17 protein-coding genes are annotated in these 21,853 nt (G+C 67.3%); 5 read left to right on the top strand and 12 right to left on the bottom strand.

The window, feature by feature from the left end; all coding sequences use genetic code 11:
* Positions 1 to 1,845 (top strand): DEAD/DEAH box helicase, encoded by a 1,845-nt coding sequence (locus tag BMW26_RS08015; RefSeq protein WP_053096010.1) that lies wholly within the window; start codon positions 1 to 3, stop codon positions 1,843 to 1,845.
* 103 nt (positions 1,846 to 1,948) lie between these two features.
* Here the strand turns inward: BMW26_RS08015 and BMW26_RS08010 are convergent, their stop codons facing one another.
* The 4 genes from BMW26_RS08010 to BMW26_RS07995 are packed head-to-tail and all read right to left on the bottom strand — an operon-like array spanning position 1,949 to position 7,062.
* The gene (locus BMW26_RS08010) at positions 1,949 to 2,425 is read right to left on the bottom strand and encodes a hypothetical protein (RefSeq protein ID WP_056278684.1); all 477 of its coding nucleotides are present in this window, start codon (positions 2,423 to 2,425) and stop codon (positions 1,949 to 1,951) included.
* Positions 2,422 to 4,737: an NAD-dependent DNA ligase LigA gene (ligA, locus tag BMW26_RS08005; RefSeq protein WP_072591241.1), complete on the bottom strand. Its 2,316-nt coding sequence runs from the start codon at positions 4,735 to 4,737 to the stop codon at positions 2,422 to 2,424. Before ligA ends, BMW26_RS08010 begins: the two co-directional genes overlap by 4 nt.
* Positions 4,738 to 4,779: 42 nt before the next feature.
* A complete protein-coding gene (gene mnmA, locus BMW26_RS08000) occupies positions 4,780 to 5,877 on the bottom strand; it encodes a tRNA 2-thiouridine(34) synthase MnmA (RefSeq protein WP_072591240.1) in 1,098 nt (365 codons plus the stop codon).
* 9 nt (positions 5,878 to 5,886) lie between these two features.
* A complete protein-coding gene (locus BMW26_RS07995) occupies positions 5,887 to 7,062 on the bottom strand; it encodes a cysteine desulfurase family protein (protein WP_072591239.1) in 1,176 nt (391 codons plus the stop codon).
* Positions 7,063 to 7,157: 95 nt separating this feature from the next.
* Between BMW26_RS07995 and glgX the strand changes: the two genes are divergently transcribed.
* The 3 genes from glgX to glgB all read left to right on the top strand — a co-directional run bounded on the left by glgX (position 7,158) and on the right by glgB (position 13,571).
* The gene (glgX, locus tag BMW26_RS07990) at positions 7,158 to 9,230 is read left to right on the top strand and encodes a glycogen debranching protein GlgX (RefSeq protein WP_053096005.1); all 2,073 of its coding nucleotides are present in this window, start codon (positions 7,158 to 7,160) and stop codon (positions 9,228 to 9,230) included.
* Between the two features lie 76 nt (positions 9,231 to 9,306).
* Positions 9,307 to 11,370, top strand: coding sequence for an alpha-1,4-glucan--maltose-1-phosphate maltosyltransferase (locus tag BMW26_RS07985; RefSeq protein WP_083569327.1), 2,064 nt, complete (start codon positions 9,307 to 9,309; stop codon positions 11,368 to 11,370).
* On the top strand, positions 11,367 to 13,571 hold the full coding sequence (gene glgB, locus BMW26_RS07980) for a 1,4-alpha-glucan branching protein GlgB (RefSeq protein WP_072591238.1): 2,205 nt from the start codon (positions 11,367 to 11,369) through the stop codon (positions 13,569 to 13,571). The genes BMW26_RS07985 and glgB overlap by 4 nt, the downstream gene beginning before the upstream one ends.
* Before the next feature lie 68 nt (positions 13,572 to 13,639).
* On the opposite strand, the gene BMW26_RS07975 is transcribed toward glgB, so the two are convergent.
* Both BMW26_RS07975 and BMW26_RS07970 read right to left on the bottom strand, forming a co-directional pair.
* Positions 13,640 to 14,569: a tetratricopeptide repeat protein gene (locus BMW26_RS07975; protein ID WP_072591237.1), complete on the bottom strand. Its 930-nt coding sequence runs from the start codon at positions 14,567 to 14,569 to the stop codon at positions 13,640 to 13,642.
* A complete protein-coding gene (locus BMW26_RS07970; protein WP_072591236.1) occupies positions 14,566 to 16,584 on the bottom strand; it encodes a hypothetical protein in 2,019 nt (672 codons plus the stop codon). Before BMW26_RS07970 ends, BMW26_RS07975 begins: the two co-directional genes overlap by 4 nt.
* Positions 16,585 to 16,763: 179 nt before the next feature.
* On the opposite strand from BMW26_RS07970, the gene BMW26_RS07965 reads away from it, so the two are divergent.
* A complete protein-coding gene (locus tag BMW26_RS07965) occupies positions 16,764 to 17,825 on the top strand; it encodes an AI-2E family transporter (protein WP_053096001.1) in 1,062 nt (353 codons plus the stop codon).
* Here the strand turns inward: BMW26_RS07965 and BMW26_RS07960 are convergent.
* From BMW26_RS07960 to frr, 6 genes are read right to left on the bottom strand one after another with little or no spacing between them, the layout of a single operon-like run.
* On the bottom strand, positions 17,822 to 18,535 hold the full coding sequence (locus tag BMW26_RS07960; protein WP_072591235.1) for an alpha/beta hydrolase: 714 nt from the start codon (positions 18,533 to 18,535) through the stop codon (positions 17,822 to 17,824). The genes BMW26_RS07965 and BMW26_RS07960 overlap by 4 nt on opposite strands.
* 2 nt (positions 18,536 to 18,537) lie before the next feature.
* Positions 18,538 to 18,825 (bottom strand): hypothetical protein, encoded by a 288-nt coding sequence (locus BMW26_RS17905; RefSeq protein WP_072591234.1) that lies wholly within the window; start codon positions 18,823 to 18,825, stop codon positions 18,538 to 18,540.
* Positions 18,826 to 18,834: 9 nt separating this feature from the next.
* A complete protein-coding gene (locus BMW26_RS07950; RefSeq protein WP_232224549.1) occupies positions 18,835 to 19,518 on the bottom strand; it encodes a transglycosylase SLT domain-containing protein in 684 nt (227 codons plus the stop codon).
* A gap of 48 nt (positions 19,519 to 19,566) precedes the next feature.
* The gene (locus BMW26_RS07945) at positions 19,567 to 20,151 is read right to left on the bottom strand and encodes a DivIVA domain-containing protein (RefSeq protein ID WP_072591233.1); all 585 of its coding nucleotides are present in this window, start codon (positions 20,149 to 20,151) and stop codon (positions 19,567 to 19,569) included.
* The gene (locus BMW26_RS07940; protein ID WP_056278676.1) at positions 20,151 to 21,290 is read right to left on the bottom strand and encodes a phosphatidate cytidylyltransferase; all 1,140 of its coding nucleotides are present in this window, start codon (positions 21,288 to 21,290) and stop codon (positions 20,151 to 20,153) included. The genes BMW26_RS07945 and BMW26_RS07940 overlap by 1 nt, the downstream gene beginning before the upstream one ends.
* 5 nt (positions 21,291 to 21,295) lie before the next feature.
* A complete protein-coding gene (frr, locus tag BMW26_RS07935) occupies positions 21,296 to 21,850 on the bottom strand; it encodes a ribosome recycling factor (protein WP_053095997.1) in 555 nt (184 codons plus the stop codon).
* Between the last annotated feature and the right edge of the window lie 3 nt (positions 21,851 to 21,853).

The raw sequence follows: 21,853 nt of genomic DNA, 5'->3' as shown, positions 1-21,853 counted from the left end.
GTGACTCCTGAAGACGCTGTGCCCACCGACGCCCCCGAGACCCCTGGATTCGAGGAGCTCGGCATCACCGGCCCCGTCCTCAAGGCCATCAAGGACCTCGGCTACGAGACCCCCTCCCCCATCCAAGCCGCCACGATCCCGACCCTGCTCTCCGGTCGCGATGTCGTCGGTATGGCGCAGACCGGAACGGGAAAGACCGCGGCATTCGCGCTCCCCGTGCTCGAGCGCCTCGACGTGTCCCAGAAGACCCCGCAAGCTCTCGTGCTGGCTCCGACCCGCGAGCTCGCTCTGCAGGTGTGCGAGGCGTTCGAGTCGTACGCCTCGAAGATGAAGGGCGTCCACGTCCTCCCCGTCTACGGCGGACAGGGCTATGGCGTGCAGCTGTCGGCGCTGCGCCGCGGCGTGCACGTGATCGTCGGCACCCCCGGTCGCATCATGGACCACCTCGCCAAGGGCACCCTCGACCTGTCCCAGCTGCAGTACCTGGTGCTCGATGAAGCCGACGAGATGCTCAAGATGGGCTTCGCCGAAGACGTCGAGCAGATCCTCGCGCAGACGCCCGAGGAGAAGCAGGTAGCCCTCTTCTCAGCGACGATGCCCCCGCAGATCCGCCGACTCGCGCAGAAGTACCTGCGTGAGCCCGAAGAGATCAGCATCAAGTCGAAGACCGCCACCGGCACCAACATCACGCAGCGGTACCTCGTGGTGTCGTACGCGCAGAAGGTGGATGCGCTCACTCGCATCCTCGAGGTCGAGAACTTCGACGGCATGATCGTGTTCGTCCGCACGAAGAACGAGACCGAGACGCTGGCCGAGAAGCTGCGTGCCCGCGGATACTCCGCCGCCGCCATCAACGGCGACGTGCCGCAGGTCCAGCGTGAGCGCAGCGTCAACCAGCTCAAGGCGAGCAAGCTCGACATCCTCGTCGCGACCGACGTGGCCGCTCGCGGTCTCGACGTCGAGCGCATCAGCCACGTCATCAACTTCGACATCCCCACCGACACCGAGTCGTACGTGCACCGCATCGGCCGCACCGGCCGCGCGGGACGCACCGGAGACGCGATCAGCTTCATCACCCCGCGTGAGCGCTACCTGCTCAAGTCGATCGAGAAGGCCACGCGTCAGCAGCCCACTCAGATGCAGCTGCCCAGCCTCGACGACGTGAACACCACGCGCCTCGCCCGCTTCGACGACGCGATCACGACCGCGCTCAGCGATAGCACCCGCATCGAGAAGTTCCGCGACATCATCGACCACTACGTGCGCAACCACGATGTGCCCGAGGCCGATGTCGCAGCTGCGCTCGCTGTCGTCGCCCAGGGCGATACTCCTCTGCTGCTCGACCCGGCCGACGACGCCCTGTCGAAAGCGGTCGAGTACGACAACCGTCCGCCGCGCGAGAGCAACACTCGCGAGCGTCGCGAGACCCGCGAACCGCGCGAGCGCCGTGGGCGCGGCGACTACAAGCCGTACCGCATCGAGGTCGGACGCCGTCACCGCGTCGAGCCCCGTCAGATCGTCGGCGCACTCGCGAATGAGGGCGGCCTGGGTCGTGATGACTTCGGCGCGATCAACATCCGGCCGGACTTCACTGTCGTCGAGTTGCCGGCGAACCTCGATTCGTCCGTCCTGGAGAAGCTGAAGGACACCCGCATCTCGGGTCGGCTCATCGAGATCAAGCCCGACCGTGGGCCTGGAGCCCGTCGTAACGACGGCCCTCGTGACGGCGCCCGCGGTGGGTTCGAGCGCCGCGATGACCGTCCGCGCTACGACCGTGACGACCGTCCTGCTCGCACCGATGAGCGAGGCGAGAAGCCGTTCCGCAAGCCCCGACACAAGGGCTGATCAGCCGTAGAACGCATCGAGCGCGCCGTGCCCGGACGAAAGTCCGGGCACGGCGCGCTCGCGTGCACCGATGGGCAGCCATCCTGAAGGGCCAGCCTGCGCGTCAGGCGCCTGAAGGCCTGTGGCGAGCGAGACGCGCGGCCACGTCGATGAGCTGTTCAGGGCGCGCGAGCAACGCTCTCTGCTCCGGGTTGTCGATGAGATGCTGCAGCAGCCGGTGTGCCCCGTCCACCGTCGGTGTCCAGTACCCGCCGACGTGGTGACGGCTCAGCGGTGCGATCGACGTTTCCCCGTCTGCCAGGAGCTCGACCGCGCCATCCTCAGGGTCGAATCCGAGATCGGACACGGCGAGGAACGTCAGGGCGCCGAGGACGAGCGTGCTCAAGAGGCCGGGCAGACGGAACCGCGTGGTGGGCACGTCGAGGATCACTCGCTGCACCTGAGACCAGGGAATGATCCCCCGGTTCTCTGTGCCGTGGCGGATCAGGAGCGCATCAGGCGTCAGACGCAGGTGGTTGCGGCCCGGGTCTCCCACAGCCATCGCGCCGGAGACGGCGATCAGCGGTCCGTATCGCCTCATCCCAGAGCGTCCGGCCCCTCCGTGACGAGGATGTGGAACTGAGCGGCATCGAGGATGCGGATGCCGAGCTCCTCCGCCTTCCCCAGCTTCGACCCCGCTCCGGGACCGGCCGCGACGAAGTCCGTCTTCTTGGAGACGCTCGACGCGGCCTTACCGCCCGCCTTGAGGATGGCCTCCTGCGCTCCATCTCGGGTGTACCCGTCGAGCGAACCGGTCGCCACGACCGTGATCCCGTCCAACACACCGCCCTGGACGACTGCCGCGCCCGGACCGGGATGACCGGGCGTGGCCCACTGGACGCCTGCATCGGCCCAGCGACGAACGATGTCCTGGTGCCAGTCGACATCGAACCACGCGAGCAAGGAGTCGGCGATGATGCCGCCGACTCCTTCCACAGCGGCGAGCTCGTCGCGAGAGGCCGCGCGGATCGCGTCGAGTGAACCGAACCACTGCGCCAGCGCCCTCGCCGCGACCGGCCCGACGTGACGGATGTTCAGTGAGACGAGCAGTCGCCAAAGGTCTTTGGTCTTCGCCTTCTCGAGTTCCGCGAGCAGAGTCACAGCTTGAGAGGAGGGCTGGGGGCCCTCCAGCCCGGACTTCTTCTCTGTCGCGGTCGGGTTGCGTCGGAATGGTGCCCTCGTCTTCACGAGGCCGTCTTCGTCCTCCTTGGGCAGCCCCGTCTCGGCGTCGCGCACGACGAGCTCGATCGGCACGATCTCATCGAGCGTCAGCGCGAACAGTCCGGCTTCGGTCTCGAGAGGCGGTGTCGCCGGCGAGGTCGGCTGGGTGAGCGCGGCCGCCGTGACTTCTCCGAGCGCCTCGATGTCGAGGGCGCCCCGCGAACCGATGTGCTCGACACGACCGCGAACCTGGGCCGGACACGAGCGCGCGTTGGGGCAGCGCAGATCGATGTCGCCCTCCTTCATCGGACGCAGCGGCGTGCCGCACTCGGGGCATTCGATCGGCATCACGAACTCCCGCTCGGTACCGTCGCGTTTCTCGACGACCGGCCCGAGGACCTCGGGGATCACGTCGCCCGCCTTGCGCAGGACGACGGTGTCGCCGATCAGTACTCCCTTGGCTTTCACAACGTCCTTGTTGTGCAGCGTCGCCTGCCTGACGACGCTCCCCGCGACCTGGGCGGGAGCCATCACCGCGAACGGCGTCGCCCTGCCGGTTCGACCCACAGACACGACGATGTCGAGCAGCTTCGTCTGCACCTCTTCGGGCGGGTACTTGTACGCGATCGCCCAGCGAGGCGCCCGACTGGTGGCGCCGAGCTCGTCGTGGAGGGACAGCTCGTCGACCTTGACGACGATCCCGTCCAGCTCGTGCTCGATATCGTGCCGGTGCTCGCCGAAGTACTCGACGAACGCAACCACGTCGTCGATGCTCGTGCACACCCTGGTGTGCGGGCTGGTCGGCAGCCCCCAGTCCGACAGCTTGTCGTAGACCTGACTCTGTGCGGCGACCGGCGGATTCTCCCAGGCCCCGATGCCGTGCACGTACAGCGCGAGCGACTCGATGCGCAGCATCCCCGCCTCGAGTTCGAGCCCCTCCTTCTTGTCGATCTGCTGACGCAGGCCACCACTCGCCGCGTTGCGCGGATTCGCGAACGAGGGGAACCGCCGAGCCGCAGCAGTTCGCGCCTTCTCTTCGTCGAACGGCTTCTTTGCTCCGCTCCGAGCCTCCCAGCGGGCGAGAGCATCGGCGTAGGCCCGGTCGCGGAACTCCGCCTGTGCGGCATTCAGGCGCTCGAAGGCGGCCACGGGAATGAACACCTCGCCGCGCACCTCGACGATGGGAGGGTGACCTTTGCCGCTGAGCTCGAGGGGGATCTCGGGAAGGCGCAGCGCGTTCTCGGTGACGATCTCACCGACGCGCCCATCTCCCCGCGTCGCCGCCGACGTCAGCCGCCCGTTCTCGTAGCGGAGATTGATCGCGAGGCCGTCGATCTTGAGTTCGGTGAGCCAGTCGACAGCTCGCCCCGCAGAGGCGCGCGTCTTGGCGGCCCAATCCCTGAGCTCGTCGATCGAGAACACGTTGTCGAGACTCAGCATCCGCTCCGCGTGCTCGATGGTGGCGAGCCCGGTGGCCTCGGCCGCCCCCACCATCTGAGTGGGCGAGTCCTGACCCTGCAGCTCGGGATGCATCCGCTCCAGCTCTTCGAGCCTGTGCATCCACCCGTCGTAGGTGAAGTCGTCGACGAGTGAAGTGTCGCGCCCGTAGTACGCGTCCTTCGCTTCGAGGATTCGAGTGGTCAGCTCGTCCGCTTCGATACGGGCGTCTTCCAGCGAGATGTTCTCCGGCACCCCGCCAGTCTACGAGCGGGCGCCGACATCGAGAGGCAGGCGCTATGCGTCGACCGGCACTGCGGACACGGTGCGGTCGATCGTGAACTGGCCGAGCACACGCGTTCCGACGTACAGCACGGCGGTCTGGCCCGGCGCGACGCCGTTGAGCGGCTGCTCGGGAACGACGCGCACGCCCTCGGGCGAGACGAATGCCCGGGCTGCTTCCGGCTCGGCGTGGGCGCGGATCTGCACCTCGCAGTCGAACTCGGAGTCGACGGGCGCTGCGCCCGCCCAGCTGAATCGATCGCCCGAGATCTCACGTGTCGCGAGAGCCTCCTTCGGCCCCACGACCACCGTGTTGGACACCGGCCGCACCTCGAGTACGAAGCGGGGCTTGCCGTCGGGGGCCGGGACGCCGAGCTTCAGACCACGGCGCTGACCGACCGTGAAAGCGTGCGCGCCCTCGTGCGAGCCGACGACGGAGCCCGTGCGGTCGACGATCTCACCGGTGGCGGTACCGACCTTCTCGGCCAGCCAGCCTCGCGTGTCACCGTCGGGAATGAAGCAGATGTCGTGGCTGTCGGGCTTCTGCGCGACACTCAGCCCACGCTCCTCCGCCTCGGCACGCACGACTGCTTTGGACGGAGTCGTTCCGAGCGGGAAGTAGGTGTGCGCGAGCTGCTCGGCGGTGAGTACGCCGAGCACATAGGACTGATCCTTGGCGTTGTCCGCGGCTCTGTGCAGCTCGAGACCGGCGTCCGTGGGGATCAGCGTCGCGTAGTGCCCGGTGCACACCGCGTCGAAACCGAGCTCGATGGCGCGCTCGAGAAGGGCGGCGAACTTGATCTTCTCATTGCAGCGCATGCAGGGATTGGGGGTGCGCCCTGCCTGGTACTCCGAGACGAAATCGGCGATCACGTCGTCGCGGAAGCGCTCGGAGAAGTCCCAGACGTAGAACGGGATGCCCAGGAGATCGGCCGCGCGACGCGCATCGAGCGCATCCTCGATCGTGCAGCATCCCCGGCTTCCGGTGCGCAGCGTGCCGCCCGCCCGGGACAGCGCGAGATGCACGCCGACGACGTCGTGCCCCGCGTCCACGGCCCGTGCGGCCGCGACTGCGGAGTCCACTCCGCCACTCATGGCCGCAAGAATCCTCATGGGACCAGTCTACGAGCGTGCGGCTGAGCCGGAGCCGGAAGCCCGCAGGTAGGCCTCGCCGATGGATGCGAGGACGGCATCGACGTCGGCGTCCGTCGATGTGCGTCCCAGCGTGAATCGGAGGGCGCTGCGCGCGTCCTGCTCACTGCGCCCCATCGCCATCACGACATGCGATGGCTCCGCCACACCCGCCTGGCAGGCCGACCCGGTCGACGCGGCGACGCCTGCCATGTCGAGAAGGAAGAGCAGGCTCTCCCCCACCGCTCCGGGAAACAGTATGTGGGCGTTGCCGGGGAGCCGTCGCGAGCCGTCTCCCAGAAGCTCGGCCTGCGGCACCCGCGCCAGGATGCCGTCGATCAGCCGATCGCGCATCGTCGCCAGCCGCGCGGTCTCCGTCTCTCGCTCCGACTCGGCGAGCTCGAGCGCGGTGGCGAAGGCCGCGGCACCGGCCACGTCCTGCGTTCCGGCGCGAAGTCCGCGCTGCTGCGCGCCGCCGCGAAGGAGTGCGGAGAGCCGCGCGGTGCGAGCGACCACCAAGGCTCCGACGCCGACCGGCGCGCCGATCTTGTGTCCGGCCACGCTCATCGCGACAAGACCGACCGAGTCGGGCGCATCGCCTCTCAGCGCGCGGAACGACAGAGGCAGGTGGCCGAGGGCCGCGACCGCATCGAGATGGAGGGGAACGAGGGCCTGCGCGGTCGACGACGCCAGCATCGCGGCGTCGTTGATCGTCCCGGCCTCGTTGTTGGCGACGAGCGCGGTCGCCAGCGCCGCGCCCGGAAGCTGGGCAGTGAACTCGTCCACGTCGATGGCCGCCGAGCGATATACCGGAACAGCGCGTAGCACCGCCCCTGCCGCCACCAGGGCCTCGACGGTGTCCATCGTCGCGTGGTGCTCGGCATCCGGCATCACGATGGCATCCGACTCCGCCGGCCGCGCCTGCCACAACCCCTGAAGCGCGAGATTGATCGACTCCGTACCCCCGGAGGTGAACACGACCTCGATGGGGTCGCAGTCGAGCACTGCGGCCGAGCGCTCGCGTGCCTCCTCGAGCAGGCGCCGCGCGTCCTGGCCGGCACCGTGCGTCGATGACGCATTCCCGACCATCTCGCTCGCTTCGAGCCACGCCTCCCGCGCCTCGGGACGCAGCGGCGTCGTCGCGGCGTGGTCGAGATAGTGCTGCATCCCTCCACTCTCCCCCATTTTCCGCGCAGTGGCGTGCACATCGAACTGAGTGCATGCTGTCCTGAGACCCGAGCGCAGACCTCTATGGTGTACTCATGCCCGCGATCCGAGACATCACCGTGCCCGGCGGTACTGCACTCGACAACCTCGGTGTGCGCCTTCACGACGGCGTCGGAACCCTCCGCGTCTGGTCGCAGAACGCGTCCTCCATCGAACTCGTCGTCTTCGATGCCACCGACCTCGACTGGGTCATCGACCAGGTCGATCTCGCACGCCTTCCCGGCGGCATCTGGGAGGTGACGACAGAACTGCTCCAGCCCGGCACCCGGTATGCGATCCGCGTCGGAGGGCCACACGGGCCGGGGAACACGTTCAACCCCGAGACTCTGCTCCTCGACCCCTACGCTCGCGGTCTCGCGCAGGGCGACGGCTACGAGGAGTGGCGCTCCGTGGTGATCGTCGACGGGTTCGACTGGGGAGAGTCCGTCAAGCCACGGATACCGCTCGACCGCACCGTGATCTACGAAGGGCACCTGAAGGGGCTGACCAAGCGTCAGCCCGATGTGCCCCCGGCTCTGCACGGCACATACGCCGGACTCGCGCATCCCGCGATGATCGAGTACTTCCACTCTCTCGGGATCACCTCGATCGAGCTCCTGCCCGTTCAGGCGTTCGTTCCGGAGCCTCGCCTGCTCGAGCGCGGCCTCACGAACTACTGGGGCTACAACACCCTCAACTTCTTCACACCGCACAACGCCTACGCCACGGAGGACGCACGCAAGGGCGGCCCCGAGGCCGTTCTCGCCGAGTTCAAAGGCATGGTGCGACTGCTGCACGAAGCCGGACTCGAAGTCATCCTGGACGTCGTGTACAACCACACGTCGGAAGAGGGCCTCGGTGGACCTCGGTCCAGTCTGCGCGGCATCGACAACGCCAGCTACTACCGACAGGACGCATCAGGCGCGTACATCGACACGACAGGCTGCGGCAACACGCTCGACACCTCGACCGATGCCGGAGCGCGCCTCGTGCTCGACTCGCTGCGCTACTGGGCGCAGGAGATGCAGATCGACGGATTCCGCTTCGATCTCGCGGCCGCGATCGCGCGCGACGGCTCGCACACCTATACGCCCGAGCACCCGCTTCTCACCGCCATCGCGAACGATCCGATCCTCCGCGACACCAAGCTCATCGCCGAGCCGTGGGACGTCGGCATGGGCGGCTGGCAGACCGGCAACTTCCCGAACGGCTGGATGGAGTGGAACGACCGCTACCGCGACCGGGTCAGGAACTTCTGGCTGAGCGACATCGACTATGCGCGTCGTGCGTCCGCGCCGGTCGGCATCGGGGGCTTCGCGACGCGTCTCGCCGGCTCGTCGAACACTTTCGCCGATGTTCGGGGGCCGCTGGCCAGCATCAACTTCGTCACCGCGCACGACGGCTTCACCATGCACGACCTCGTGTCGTACGACGTCAAGCACAATGAGGCGAACGGCGAACAGAATCGCGATGGTGCCGACATGAATCGGGCTTTCAATCACGGTATCGAGGGGCCGACCGACGACCCTGCGATCCTCGCTGCCCGGCGAAAGGCGATGCGCAACCTGCTCGGCACCCTGCTGCTGTCCGCCGGGATCCCCATGCTCACGGCCGGCGATGAGGTCGGTCGGACGCAACGCGGAAACAACAATGCCTACGCCCAGGATTCGTCGATGACGTGGCTCGGCTGGGACGCGGAACCGTGGCAGGAGGACCTGCGCGCACACGTCGCTCGACTCATCCAGCTCCGTTCCGAGAATCCCGCCCTGCGTCCGAGCCGGTACGCCCGACTCGGTGAGCACATCCCCAACGCCTCTGTCATGGACTGGTTCGATCAGAACGGCGAGACGATGGAGAGCCAGCAGTGGACGGACCCTGGTAACCGCACTCTGCAGTATGTGGCGGCCTCGACCCCCGATCGCGAATCGGCCAATCGGATCCTCCTCATCGTGCACGGGACGGAGTCGCCCATCGACGTGCGTCTGCCCGACGACCTCGAGGAGGCGACGCGTTTCGTCTCGCTGTGGTCGAGCGCCGACGACCGCCCGCAAGACGGCGGCGAGGTGTTCGCCCCCGGCGACGTCCTTCCCATCCCCGGCACCTCCATGCGACTCTTCCGCGTGGAATGAACGGCGGCGCGCCGGGGCCCTCCGCGAGCTACCCGCTTCACGCCGCGAGCGGTACATTCGGGGGGTGGCCGCACGTATGAGCAGCATCAGTCCGAAGGCTCTCCGAAGCCCCGCGCAGATCCCGTCGCGCCCGCTGGGCGCCGTCTCGGACGGCGACGGACTCGTCGCGACGCGAATTCCTCTGGTGGGCGGCGCACCGTCCGTCCCCGGAGGCTTCGCGCCCAAGGCGTTCGTCGGCGAGGTGGTGCCGTTCAGCGTCGTCGCCTTCCGTGAAGGGCACGACCTGATCGGGGTGCAGCTTCGGTTGGGGGCCCCGAACGGCGAGGAGTCCCTGCACCGATTGACGCCCTTGCTCGATGGGAGCGATCGCTGGGCAGCAGAGGTCGCTGTGGACATGCAGGGACAGTGGACGTTTCGCTTCGAGGCGTTCTCCGACGACTTCGCGACCTGGGCGCACGCCGCCGAGGTGAAGGTCGCCGCGGGCGTCGATGTGCCGGTCATGGCAGCCCTCGGCGCCGAACTTCTCGCGCGCGCAGCGAAAGAGAAGGATCGCCCTGCGGCTCAGCGCAGACGCATCAGCGAACTCGCCACCGCACTGGCGGGGGGCGATGCAGAGACCACCACCGCGGTCTCGACCGACGCCGAGCTGGGCGGTCTCTTCCATGAGCGGCCTCTCATGACGCTGCGTTCAGCATCTGCCACGCACACTCTGCTCGTGGAGCGGACCGCCGCAGGCGTCGGTGCCTGGTACGAGTTCTTTCCCCGCTCGGAGGGCGCGAAACGCCTGAAGGACGGCACTGTCAAGAGCGGTACGTTCAGGACAGCCGCCAAACGTCTTCCCGCTGTCGCCGCCATGGGCTTCGACGTCATCTACCTGGTGCCGATCCATCCGATCGGAACGACCAACCGCAAGGGACGCAACAACACTCTGACGACGGAGCCAGGCGATCCGGGCTCACCGTATGCCATCGGCTCCGCAGACGGCGGCCACGACGCGATCCACCCGGAGCTCGGCAAGCCGGCCGACTTCCGTGCATTCGTCAGGGCGGCGAAGAACGAAGGGCTGGAGGTCGCTCTCGATCTCGCGCTGCAGGCCTCTCCGGACCACCCGTGGGTCGATGAGCACCCCGAGTGGTTCACCACTCTCCCGGATGGCACCATCGCCTACGCAGAGAACCCGCCCAAGAAGTACCAGGACATCTACCCGCTGAACTTCGACAACGATCCCGCCGGTATCTACCAGGAGATGCTCCGCATCGTGCAGCACTGGGTTCGCGAAGGCGTGAAGATCTTCCGCGTCGACAACCCGCACACGAAGCCGCTGCAGTTCTGGGAATGGCTCATCGCGACGGTGAACGCCCAGGACCCGGACGTGATCTTCCTGGCCGAGGCGTTCACCCGACCCGCCGTGATGCGTGCGCTCGCGGCCGTGGGGTTCCAACAGAGCTACAGCTATTTCACCTGGCGCAACACCAAGGCGGAGCTCGAGGAGTTCCTCACCAGCGTCTCGCACGAGACGAGCGACTACATGCGGCCGAATCTCTTCGTGAACACGCATGACATCCTCACGGAGTACCTGCAGTTCGGTGGCCGCGCCGCCTATCGGATCCGCGCCTGCATCGCCGCCACCGCCGCCCCTGTGTACGGCGTGTACGCCGGGTACGAGCTCTTCGAGAACGTGGCGAGGCCCGGTTCCGAGGAGAACATCGACAACGAGAAGTACGAGTTCAAGTTCCGGGACTGGGAGGGCGCGGAGGCATCGGGTGACTCGCTTGCGCCTCTCCTGCGTCGACTGAACGAGATCCGCCGTGAGCACCCGGCTCTTCGACAGCTTCGCAATCTCTCCGTGCACTGGAGCGACGACGACTCGGTGCTCGTCTACAGCAAGCACCTCGATGCCGCGTTCACCGGCACGGGCCACTCCGATACGATCCTCGTCGTCGCCAACGTCGATCCGCACTCCGTGCGTGAGACCACCGTGCACCTCGACACCACGATCTGGGGCGTACCACCTGGCGAGCCGTTCGAGGTGGAGGACCTCCTGACCGGTGCGGTGTGGACGTGGGCCGATCACAACTACGTGCGCCTCGACGCCTTCGCCGAGCCGGTGCACATTCTGAAGGTGAGGAGACGAGCATGAGCTACGTCGAAGATGCCACTACATCGCCGGACTGGGCGGCTGTCGCAGCCGGCGCCCATCACGACCCGCACGCGGTGCTCGGCTCCCACCCGTTCACGGATGCGAGTGACCGGACTGTCACGGTGATCCGCGCTCGCCGACCTCTCGCGTCCTCGGTCGCAGCCGTCTTCGAGGACGGGAGCCGATTGGAGCTCGATCACGTCGCACACGGCATCTGGGAGGCCCAGCACGACGGTGCCCCGGTGGCGTATCGCATCGCCACCGCGTACGGCGACGACGACGAGACGATCACCGGCGACCCGTACCGGCACCTCCCGACTCTGGGCGACGTCGATCTCCATCTGATCGCCGAAGGGCGGCACGAGCGGCTGTGGCAGGTGCTGGGTGCGCACGCGACGGTCGCAGACGGCGAAGACGGCGTCGCATTCGCCGTCTGGGCCCCGAACGCCACAGCCGTGCGAGTCGTCGGAGATCACAACGGGTGGAACGGCGAAGCGCACGCGATGCGCTCGATGGGCGTGAGTGGCGTCTGGGAGCTGTTCATCCCCGATCTCGCCGTCGGAACGACATACAAGTATCAGATCCGCACCCGCGGCGGCTCCTGGATCTTCAAGGCCGACCCGATGGCGCAGGCCGCGCAGGTGCCGCCCGAGACCGCGTCGGTGGTCACGCGGTCGGACTACGCATGGTCAGACGGCGCGTGGATGACCCGCCGGGCGGCGACTCACGCGGTCGCTCAGCCGCTGTCGGTCTACGAGGTGCACCTCGGCTCCTGGCGCGGAGGCCTGAGCTACCGCGATGCCGCAGAACCGCTGATCGCACACGTCATCGAGGCCGGTTTCACGCACATCGAGTTCATGCCGCTCGCCGAGCATCCGTTCGGCGGCTCCTGGGGCTATCAGGTAAGCGGGTACTACGCGGCGACCAGTCGCTTCGGCAGCCCGGATGACCTGCGATACCTCATCGACCAACTGCATCAGGCCGGAATCGGCGTGATCATGGACTGGGTGCCCGGGCACTTCCCCAAAGACGCGTTCGCCCTCGCGAGGTTCGACGGACAGCCGCTGTACGAGCACCCCGACCCTCGTCGCGGTGAGCATCAGGACTGGGGAACGCTCATCTTCGACTACGGTCGCCCTGAGGTGCGCGGATTCCTGGTCGCGAACGCACTGTTCTGGCTGCGCGAGTTCCATGTCGACGGCCTGCGAGTGGATGCCGTGGCCTCGATGCTGTACCTCGACTACTCACGTAACGAAGGCGAGTGGGAGCCGAACATCCACGGGGGTCGGGAGAACCTCGAAGCGATCCGCTTCCTCCAGGAGGTCAACGCGACCGCCTACCGCCTGCACCCCGGCGTGCTGATGATCGCTGAGGAATCGACGAGCTTCCCCGGTGTGACCGCACCCACCGACCACGCGGGTCTCGGCTTCGGGTTCAAGTGGAACATGGGCTGGATGAACGACTCCCTCCAGTACATCGAACGAGACCCGATGTATCGCGCGCACCACGAAGGTGAGATGACGTTCTCGTTCGTCTACGCGTTCGGGGAGAATTATCTGCTGCCGATCAGCCACGATGAGGTCGTGCATGGAAAAGGCAGCCTCGTCTCGAAGATGCCCGGCGACCACTGGCACAAGCTCGCCAATGTCCGCGCATACCTCGGATACATGTGGGGTCACCCCGGGAAGAAGCTCCTCTTCATGGGGCAGGAGTTCGGGCAGCTCGCCGAATGGTCGGAATCCCGCCAGCTCGACTGGTGGCTCCTCGACCAGCCGTCGCACGCGCAGCTGCAGGGTTTCGTCGGACAGCTCAACCGCACCTATCGCGCTCAGGCCCCGCTCTGGGAGCGGGACAACGACGGATCCTCGTTCTCACGCCTCGGCGCCCCGAGCTGGGATCCCAATGTCATCGCCTTCGAACGCCGCGACGCACATGGCGGCCGTCTCGTGGTGATCAGCAACTTCGCCGGCGTCGAGCGCAGCGGCTACAGCCTCGCGCTGCCGATCCCCGGCGTGTGGCAGGAGATCCTCAACACGGACGCCGCAGAATACGGCGGTCGCGGATCCGGCAATCTCGGCATGGTCGTCGCGCACTCGGAGGACGACGGACCGGCCGTGGCGACGATCACGGTTCCCGCACTGGCGACCATCTGGCTGCGCCACGAGAGCGACCCGCACGTACCCACGATCAGCCGCGGCTGACGGCCTCTGCCGATCAGCGAGACGGCCCCGGCCCGACAGAGCCTGGGCCGTCTCGCTGCACTCTCAGCTCAGAACAGCAGGGAAGACAGTCTGTTGCGCGCGGTGATGACGCGTGGATCTGCGACGCCGATCAGGCCGAACAGCTCGAGAAGACGCTCGCGCACGGGCGTTCGCTCATCCGAGGGCAGCTGGGCGAACAGGTCGAGAAGCCTTCCGAACGCATCTTCGACATGGCCTCCCGCGAGGTCGAGGTCGGCGACATCGAACTGGGCCTGGATGTCCAGGGGTCCGGCTGCGGCCGCGGCCCGAGCATCTTGGAGATCGAGTTTCTGGACGCGGTCGAGCAGACGGACCTGGCCCAGGCCTGCGATCGCATCCTCATCGCGCGGGTTCTCCGCGAGAGCCTTCTCGTATGCCACGACCGCCGCGGCGTAGTCGCCGTTCTCGATCGCGGCGAAAGCCTCCGCGTGCAGCGGCGGCATCGGCGGCTCCTCCGGCGTCTGCTCGCCCTCGGGCGCCTCTCCGACGTTCAACGTGCCCGTCACCCCGTTCTGAGCAGCGAGCTGAAGCAGCTGCGCGAAGACCTCTCTGACCTGTTGCTCGGGCACTGCACCGGTGAACATCGGAACCGGCTGACCGGCGATGAGTGCCACGACCATCGGGATCGACTGCGCGCGGAATCCCTGGGCCAGCTGCGGGTTGGCGTCGACATCGACCTTCGCGAGAAGCACCCTGCCGCCGAGTTCGCGCGTCACCTTCTCGATGATGGGGCTCAGCTGCTTGCAGGGCCCGCACCATTCGGCCCAGAGGTCGACGACCACCGGCACTGTCCGGGAGAGCTCGAGGATCTGACCGAACGACTCGTCGGTCGCATCGACGACGATGTCCACGGCCCCGGGAGCAGGGCTCTGCGCTCCGGCGGCAGCAGCCGCGGGCCGGTTTCGCAGAGAGGAGAGGTCGACGGCTCCACGGAGCGCGGCGGGAGAGATATCGGTCATTTGATCACCTCGACGGAGAGTAGGTCCTGTCGGACCGCCATGAGTCGGATCTGCTCCGTCGAGCCCTGCGCGGGAACGGAGAAGAACAGCTGGAATTCGTACTTGGTCGTGAAGCCCTTCGCGGACTCCGTGACACCCGTCAGCGCCTTCGCCTGCGGATTCGCGTCTTCCAGTCGGATGACGGCGTCCGGTGACGTCGGGGTGACCGATTCGGTGTCGATGAGCGAGACGGCCACGATCGCACCGCTGTCCAGCGTGGTCATCGAGACCGGCTCGGAATCGGCCGGGAGGATGTCGAAGGCGGTCTGAGAAGTCTCCGCCGCTCCGTTGTCCGCCAGGGTCTGCACGACCGCCTGCCGGCTGTCGCGAATCGACTGGGCGAGGTTCTGCGAGATCTCGTCGAACATGCCGTACGAAGGGCTGGCCTCGCCCGCGTCGACGACGTCGGCGAAAGTCTCCGCTAGCTCTCCCGGCGGGATGCTGAGGAATGCGGAATCGTCGGGAACGAGCGAGGTGCCGAGCCACGCTGCAGCCACGTCGGGGAAGACGGCATCCGCAGACATCTCGGCCATGTTCGTGACCTTGTAGTTCGACCACGGATCCTGCTGCGTCATGGTCAGGATGACGGGGGGAACGGTGTCGTCGTCAGCGCTCTTCGAGAGCAGGAGCACCGTGCGCGGCCACCGGTCGGTGGCTTCGGGAAGCACGACCTCGACGTCATCGGTCGGGAGTGCGGCGGGCGGTGCGGTCTCCGGAAGAGCTGTCCGAAGCGCGTACTCGGTGGTGCGAGCCGTGAGCGCCGGGCCGTCCAGACGAGTGCCGGCCAGAGCGATGTCCATCGACGCGTCCGCGTCGGACAGGGTCGTCGACACTTCCTGCAGGATCCGCTTCGCCTGGGCCTCCGTCACTGCCGGGGGCTTCTGATTGTCCGGGGCGATCACCGTCGCGCTGGGAGACGGCGAGGGCGTTCCCTCTCCGAGCTGCGGCCATGAGTCAGGCGAGCAGCCGCTCGCGAGCAACGCGGTCACGGCGAGGGCGGGGACCGCGAGCAGGCGCCGTCGACGGTTCACGGGTCGCGCACGCATCTCCGTCTTCCGATCGGGGTCTGGGTTCTTCGGACCGGCGGCGTCGACTGCCCCCGGGTCACCGGCGGCTGCCGCGTCGGAGTCTGCGCCGGTCCGACCGGGCTCATCCCCGGCAGCGGTGGTCGAGGTGTCGTCGATCGCCGCGCGTTCCGATGGCGGCAGCTGAGCCACGTCGATCGGCTCGGTGGCCGGAAGGGGGCCGGGGCCCTTGCGCCGCGGTCCTCGCCCGCGACGCTGGTGCCGGATCGCGAGGACGTAGAGCACGAGTCCGACGAGAAGCATCGCCGCGCCCGCCGCCATGAGCGGTCCGGCGAGAGGGGTGGACGTGTCCAGCGGCCAGGACACCACGATGTCGTCCGGTGCGTCGGCGGTGCCGTCGTACGCGATGATCAGACTCACGCCCTCGGGCAGCTGCATGTTGTCTGCGATGAGTGTGTCGGTCTCGGTGAAGGAGTCCAGCCAGAGGTCGGAGCCGGCGGGGTTGCGGCCCGGCTCTGCGGCTGCATCGCCCTCGGCGGGCGTCTCCGCCGGTGCCGGAGTCTCGGCCGCGGCCGGGGTCTCGGCAGGGGCGGGGGTTTCGGAGGCCCCATCACCTTCCGGTGCTGATCCGGCGGGGACCAGCTCGACCTCCAGGTCACCGTCGTCGCCGACCGTCACGCGGTTGTACGACGAGTCGGCAAGCCACGCTTCCATGTCGGCGGTGCGGCCATAGGCGGCGAAGATCTCGCCCTCTCCGCGCACCAGCAAGGTCTGAGATCCCGGGTGCTCACGAAGGACGTCGCCGTCCATCAGCACAAACGGGGCGGGTTCCTCTGCAGCGACTGAGACCTCCTGAGTCGACGGACCCATGAAGATGGTTCGCTGCGCGATGCCCGCAGCGATCAGTCCCGCAGCCAGCACGAAGGCCACGACGGCCCATACGAAACGCACGAATAGTCTCCTCACACGGCCCGGACGCACGCCCGAGTCGCAACACTCGACATTTCAGACTAGCGAAATCACCTGTGTGTTGCCCACGAGGGGCATGCGGCACCACGTGCGGCACGTCGTCCCGGCCGGTCGTGGTGCGGTGGATACGCTTGCAGAGTCCCCCATTCCGAGGAGCAACGATGAAGATCCACAACCCGTTCCGCACCGCCCTCGTGGCGACGCTCGGCGTGGGACTGGGAATCCTGCTGATCGGAAGCGTGGAGAGCCTGTCGACCGTGCTGCTCTACGTCGGTACGGCTCTCTTCCTCAGTCTCGGCCTGGACCCGCTCGTCTCCTTCCTCGAGCGCAGGCGTCTCCCCCGCTGGCTCGCCGTGCTCATCACGATCCTCGCGGTGCTCGGGATCTTCGCCGGGATCATCCTGATCGTCATCCCCGTGCTGGTCGACCAGATCTCGCAGCTCATCGCCGAGATCACGGCCATCGTCCAACGCGGGACATTTCTCCTCGACCTGCGCCAGTGGATGGTCGACACGTTCCCCAATCTCAAGGTGGATGACGTCTTCGCCTATGTGACCGACTGGCTGGAGACGAACCTCGCCCAGATCGGGGGGTCCATCGGGCAGGGCGTGCTCGCCGCCGGCGGGGCACTGCTGAGCGGACTGTTCGGCGCGTTCATCATCCTCATCCTGACGATCTATCTGACGGCCTCGACACCGTCGCTCAAGCGCGCCGTCTACCAGCTCGCTCCTGCATCCAAGCGCGAGCGCTTCATCGACCTGGCCGAGCAGATCACCGATTCGGTCGGCTACTACGTCATGGGCCAGGTCTCCCAGGGCGTCATCAACGGCATCCTGAGCATGATCTTCCTCACGATCATCGATGCGCCGTTCCCGGCCGTGCTCGCCGTCGTCGCCTTCTTCTTCTCACTGATTCCACTCGTCGGCACCCTCACGGGGTCGACCATCATCGTGCTCGTGTGCCTGATCCCCGGCCTGGGATCACCGGCGACAGCGATCGCCGCCGCCATCTACTACCTCATCTACATGCAGATCGAGGCGTACGTGATCTCGCCGCGCATCATGAGCCGGGCCGTGTCCGTACCCGGAGCGGTCGTCGTCGTCGCGGCGCTGGCGGGCGGAAGCCTCCTGGGGCTGCTCGGCGCGCTGATCGCGATTCCGGTGGCAGCCAGCATCCTGATCCTCTACCGGCAGGTGCTGATCCCTCGCATGAACGAGCTCTAGTCGGCGGGCCACTCCGTCGGCAGCGGAAGAGCTGCTGGGTTCACGGCAGCGACGATCTCAGTGAGGACTCTCCGAGTCTGGCTCTCCCCCACCCAGAGGTGCTTGCCACCCTCGACGGTGATCAGCTTCGCATGCGGAATCGCGGAGAAGCGCTCGCGTGCTTCGGCCGGACGGAGGTAGTCGTCGAGCTCGGGTACCAGCACGACGACGTCAACATCGGAGTCGGCCCACGCCGCCACCTCGGCGTCTGTGGCGCGATGAAGTGGCGGGGACAGGAGGATGATCCCCTCGACATCGTGTTCCCGACCGTACTTCAGCGCGAGTTCGGTGCCGAACGACCAGCCGAGCAGCCATGGGCGCGGAAGGCCGCGCTCGCGCACGAAGCCCATCGCCGCCGCGACGTCGAACTGCTCCGCCTCTCCCTCATCGAACGCGCCATCGCTGGTGCCACGCGGAGAGGTCGTCCCTCTCGTGTTGAAGCGCAGCACAGCGAGGTCCGCCAGCGCAGGCAGACGGGCGGCAGCCTTGCGGATGATGTGCGAGTCCATGAACCCGCCGGCCGTCGGGAGAGGATGCAGCGTGACGAGCGTGGCCACGGGCGCCGACGACTCGGGAACCGCCAGCTCTCCGACCAGTGTCAGCTCGTCTGCGGTCTCCAGTGCGATGTCTTCGCGCCGCGCAGGCAGCTCGATCGGTCCACGGATCTCCATGCTCACGCAATCCTCCAACAGTGTGTGTGCCAATGCCTGCGTGCCGCGAGGTCTGCGGCGTCACCGAGCACCCCGTCCGCGCGCCAGATCACGAGATGAGCGGTTCCGGGAACAACCGATCGCCCGCACCCAGGACAGATGTACTCCTTCAGCGCCTGAGCTGCCGACACCGGCTGGACGGTCCACTCGGAACCACGACGGACTTCCGTGCGCTTCCAGGACGCGAGGAGTCGATCGAGCGAATCGTCGGTGTCAGGGCGCGCCGGACGGCGTCTGCGAGAGCGGGCCATGAGGCCGACTCACCACCAGTGGTTGTTCGTCCAGAAGGCGTGGGCGCCCGCCCAGCTTCCGTATCGACCCGTGGCGTAGCCCGTTGCCCAGCGCAGGTTGTCCACCGGGTCGTAGCCATTGCCGGGAACCTTGCTGCATGGCAGAGCCTGGACGAGCCCACACGCTCCAGAGGACTTATTCGTCGCGTTCGGGTTCCAGCCGCTCTCGCGGGAGACGATGTAGTCGACGAAGCCCCAGTCGGACTCCGCGATGCCCGCTGCGGCCATCCACTCCGCAGGGGCTCCCCCGCCGGTGTAGTACAGAGGAGCGCTGGGACCGGGTTTCGATGACCCGGATGACCCGGACGACGCGGTCGTCGGTGTCGGGGTGGGAGTCGGCTTGGGCGTCACGTAGACCGAGAACGATCCACGCTGAACCGGTGCGATAGCGGCACCCTCTGCGGTCACCGTGAGATTCTGCGTCTCCGTGAGCGCCGCTGAGTACGCCGACTCGGGGCCTTCCGTCTCAGGCTGCTGAGCCAGCGCGACGCCGGTCGGGGCGACCATCGCGGCCGCGAAACCCACGACCGCGAGGGCGCTGACGAAACCGACGACGCCCCGTCGGCGGCTACCGCTGCGCGCCGAAAGCGCCGCCGATGCAGGCACCGGCGTGACGTCTTTGCGATGAGGTGTGATGTCGTTTCGGGAGTTCACGATGAGTGGCAGTCTACCCGGTGAGGCGTGAGTCGGCCATCAGAACGCTCAGCGAACCGCCAGGATCACATCGACGGTAGCGTCGAGAAGGGCATCCACCTGCTCTTCCCGGTACCCGCCGCGCTGCATGCGGAACGCCGCCGAACGCAGCTGCTCGGCCGTCAGCGGTTCGCCGTCTCGCAGATAGCGGGCGATGCGGGTGCCCACATGGTCGACCTCGTCGATGCGATACCCGAAGGTGAGGACGCCCGTCCGCGCGAAACGCTGACGCTTCGGACGCGCGAGGTGGTCGAGGATGATCTGGGCATCGTCTCGTGCCTGCTCGACCCATGCCCCCGCGCCCTGCGACCGGACGGCCCGGTCACGCGCGCGAGCCGCCAGCGCGTCCTCGACTCTCCCGAGCGCGGCATCGACCTCTGCCACGACATAGCCGTTCTTCACCAGCGGGAAGGACGCCACGCGTACGTCGGCTGCGCCGAGATCGTCCGCGTCGCCTTCGAATGCAGCCCGAGCGGCTGCCAGGAACGTGTCGACCGCTGCGCGGTGATAGCCGCGCACGCGACCGGTCGTCACAGAGAACGCGGCCGGAGGCTGAACCGAACCGTCCGATGTTCGCACGTCGTCGGAGACCATCACAGCACCACCCAGGAGGAGAAGAGGAAATACAGGCACAGCGCGGGCACCGTCGACGGAAGGATGCTGTCGAGTCGATCGAGGAGCCCGCCGTGACCGGGCAGCCAGGAGCTCATGTCCTTGATTCCGAGATCACGCTTGAGCATGGACTCCCCGAGGTCGCCGAGGGTCGCGGACAGCAGGATGGCGACGCCGAAGATCACGCCGATCCACCAGGGCAGATGCAACAGGAAGATCGCGAGGAGGACACCCGCCGTGATGGAACCCACCACGGCTCCACCGAACCCTTCCCACGTCTTCTTGGGACTGATTCGCGGGGCCATCGGATGCCGGCCGAAGGCCAGCCCGGCGGCATACGCGCCGGTGTCCGCCACGACGGCGATGGCGATGAAGCTCAGCACCCACCACTGGCCACCCTCCTGCTTGAGCAGGATCAGGGCGACCGCCGCGAGGAACGGCACGTAGATCTGAACGAAGCCTCCGATGACGGCATCCGTCAGCACATCGCCGTAGGTTCTGCCGTCCTTGGCGACCATCTGGGCGACCAACCGCCACACGATCACGAATGCGACGGCGAAGAACAGCATCACCCAGACGAACCACAGGTCGAGGAAGAACGCGGACAGCACGAGCAGCGTCGCCGCCACGAACTGAGCGATCACGTCGATCCGCCGCCCGGACGCGCGCAGTGCCAGGGAAAGCTCGTACACCCCGAGCAGCGCCGCTGCCAACGCGAACGGCACGAAGAGGACCTTGATGAACAGCAGCGAGGCGAGCAGGGCGGCGCCGAACGCCAGCCCGATCAGCGTCGCGAGGATCAGGTCACGCCCTGTGCGCTCCTTGATGCGCTCGTTCGCCTGGTCGAGCTGCCCGCGAGCATTCGTGACGTGGGTCCCGAACTCGTCGCGTGCGGCACGCCACTGCTCTCTGATCGCGTTGTGATCAGCTGTGTCCAACGGAGACTCCGTCATCGCGCGCTCCTCGGCGGGGAGAGGTGGACGTGGCGGGATGCTCGTCGCGTCGAACGCCGGGAAGGCGCCGTCGACCAGCGGGATGGCGCCGGTCGAGGTCGACGAGTCGCGCGCCTCCCGGCGCGTCTGCGGCTTGTCGGTGCCGTCATCGGTGCGTTCGTCGGACATGCCGCCTACACCTCGAGGAGCTCAGCCTCTTTGCGCTTGAGTGCGTCGTCGATGAGGTCGACGTGCTGGCGCGTGAGGGCGTCGAGTTCCTTCTCTCCGCGAGAGATCTCGTCTTCTCCGAGCTCGCTCTTGAGACCGTCGAGTTCGTCCTTGGCCTTGCGACGGATGCCGCGCACGTGCACCTTGGCGTCCTCGGCCTTGGTCTTGACGAGCTTGACGTACTCCTTGCGGCGCTCAGCCGTGAGCTCGGGCATCGTCACGCGGACGAGGTTGCCGTCGTTCGTGGGGTTCGCGCCGAGGTTCGGCATGTCCCGGATCGCCTGCTCGATCCCCTTCAGAGCACTCTTGTCGTAGGGAGTGATGATGAGGGTGCGCGCCTCCTGGTTCGCCAGAGAGGCGAGCTGGGCGAGCGGCGTCGGCGTTCCGTAGTAGTCGACGAGCACCTTCTGGAAGAGCTGCGGGTTGGCGCGACCCGTGCGCACCGTGGAGAAGTCCTCCTTGGCGGCCTCGACCGCTCGTGCCATACGGGAGGTGGTTTCAGCGAGGACATCCGCGATCACGGT

Source organism: Microbacterium sp. 1.5R (genome assembly GCF_001889265.1).
Taxonomy (GTDB): Bacteria; Actinomycetota; Actinomycetes; order Actinomycetales; family Microbacteriaceae; genus Microbacterium.
The sequence above is the reverse complement of the archived record's forward strand: the minus strand, read 5'-3'. Positions and strand labels throughout refer to the sequence as shown.

Excerpts from the sequence above, each read along its gene's own strand:
- BMW26_RS07975 (WP_072591237.1), bottom strand. The coding sequence starts at position 14,569 with ATGACCGATATCTCTCCCGCCGCGCTCCGTGGAGCCGTCGACCTCTCC.
- BMW26_RS07965 (WP_053096001.1), top strand. The coding sequence starts at position 16,764 with ATGAAGATCCACAACCCGTTCCGCACCGCCCTCGTGGCGACGCTCGGC.
- BMW26_RS07945 (WP_072591233.1), bottom strand. The coding sequence starts at position 20,151 with ATGGTCTCCGACGACGTGCGAACATCGGACGGTTCGGTTCAGCCTCCG.
- BMW26_RS07960 (WP_072591235.1), bottom strand. The coding sequence starts at position 18,535 with ATGGAGATCCGTGGACCGATCGAGCTGCCTGCGCGGCGCGAAGACATC.
- BMW26_RS08010 (WP_056278684.1), bottom strand. The coding sequence starts at position 2,425 with ATGAGGCGATACGGACCGCTGATCGCCGTCTCCGGCGCGATGGCTGTG.
- glgB (WP_072591238.1), top strand. The coding sequence starts at position 11,367 with ATGAGCTACGTCGAAGATGCCACTACATCGCCGGACTGGGCGGCTGTC.
- BMW26_RS07985 (WP_083569327.1), top strand. The coding sequence starts at position 9,307 with ATGAGCAGCATCAGTCCGAAGGCTCTCCGAAGCCCCGCGCAGATCCCG.
- mnmA (WP_072591240.1), bottom strand. The coding sequence starts at position 5,877 with ATGAGGATTCTTGCGGCCATGAGTGGCGGAGTGGACTCCGCAGTCGCG.
- glgX (WP_053096005.1), top strand. The coding sequence starts at position 7,158 with ATGCCCGCGATCCGAGACATCACCGTGCCCGGCGGTACTGCACTCGAC.
- BMW26_RS07940 (WP_056278676.1), bottom strand. The coding sequence starts at position 21,290 with ATGTCCGACGAACGCACCGATGACGGCACCGACAAGCCGCAGACGCGC.
- BMW26_RS17905 (WP_072591234.1), bottom strand. The coding sequence starts at position 18,825 with ATGGCCCGCTCTCGCAGACGCCGTCCGGCGCGCCCTGACACCGACGAT.
- BMW26_RS07995 (WP_072591239.1), bottom strand. The coding sequence starts at position 7,062 with ATGCAGCACTATCTCGACCACGCCGCGACGACGCCGCTGCGTCCCGAG.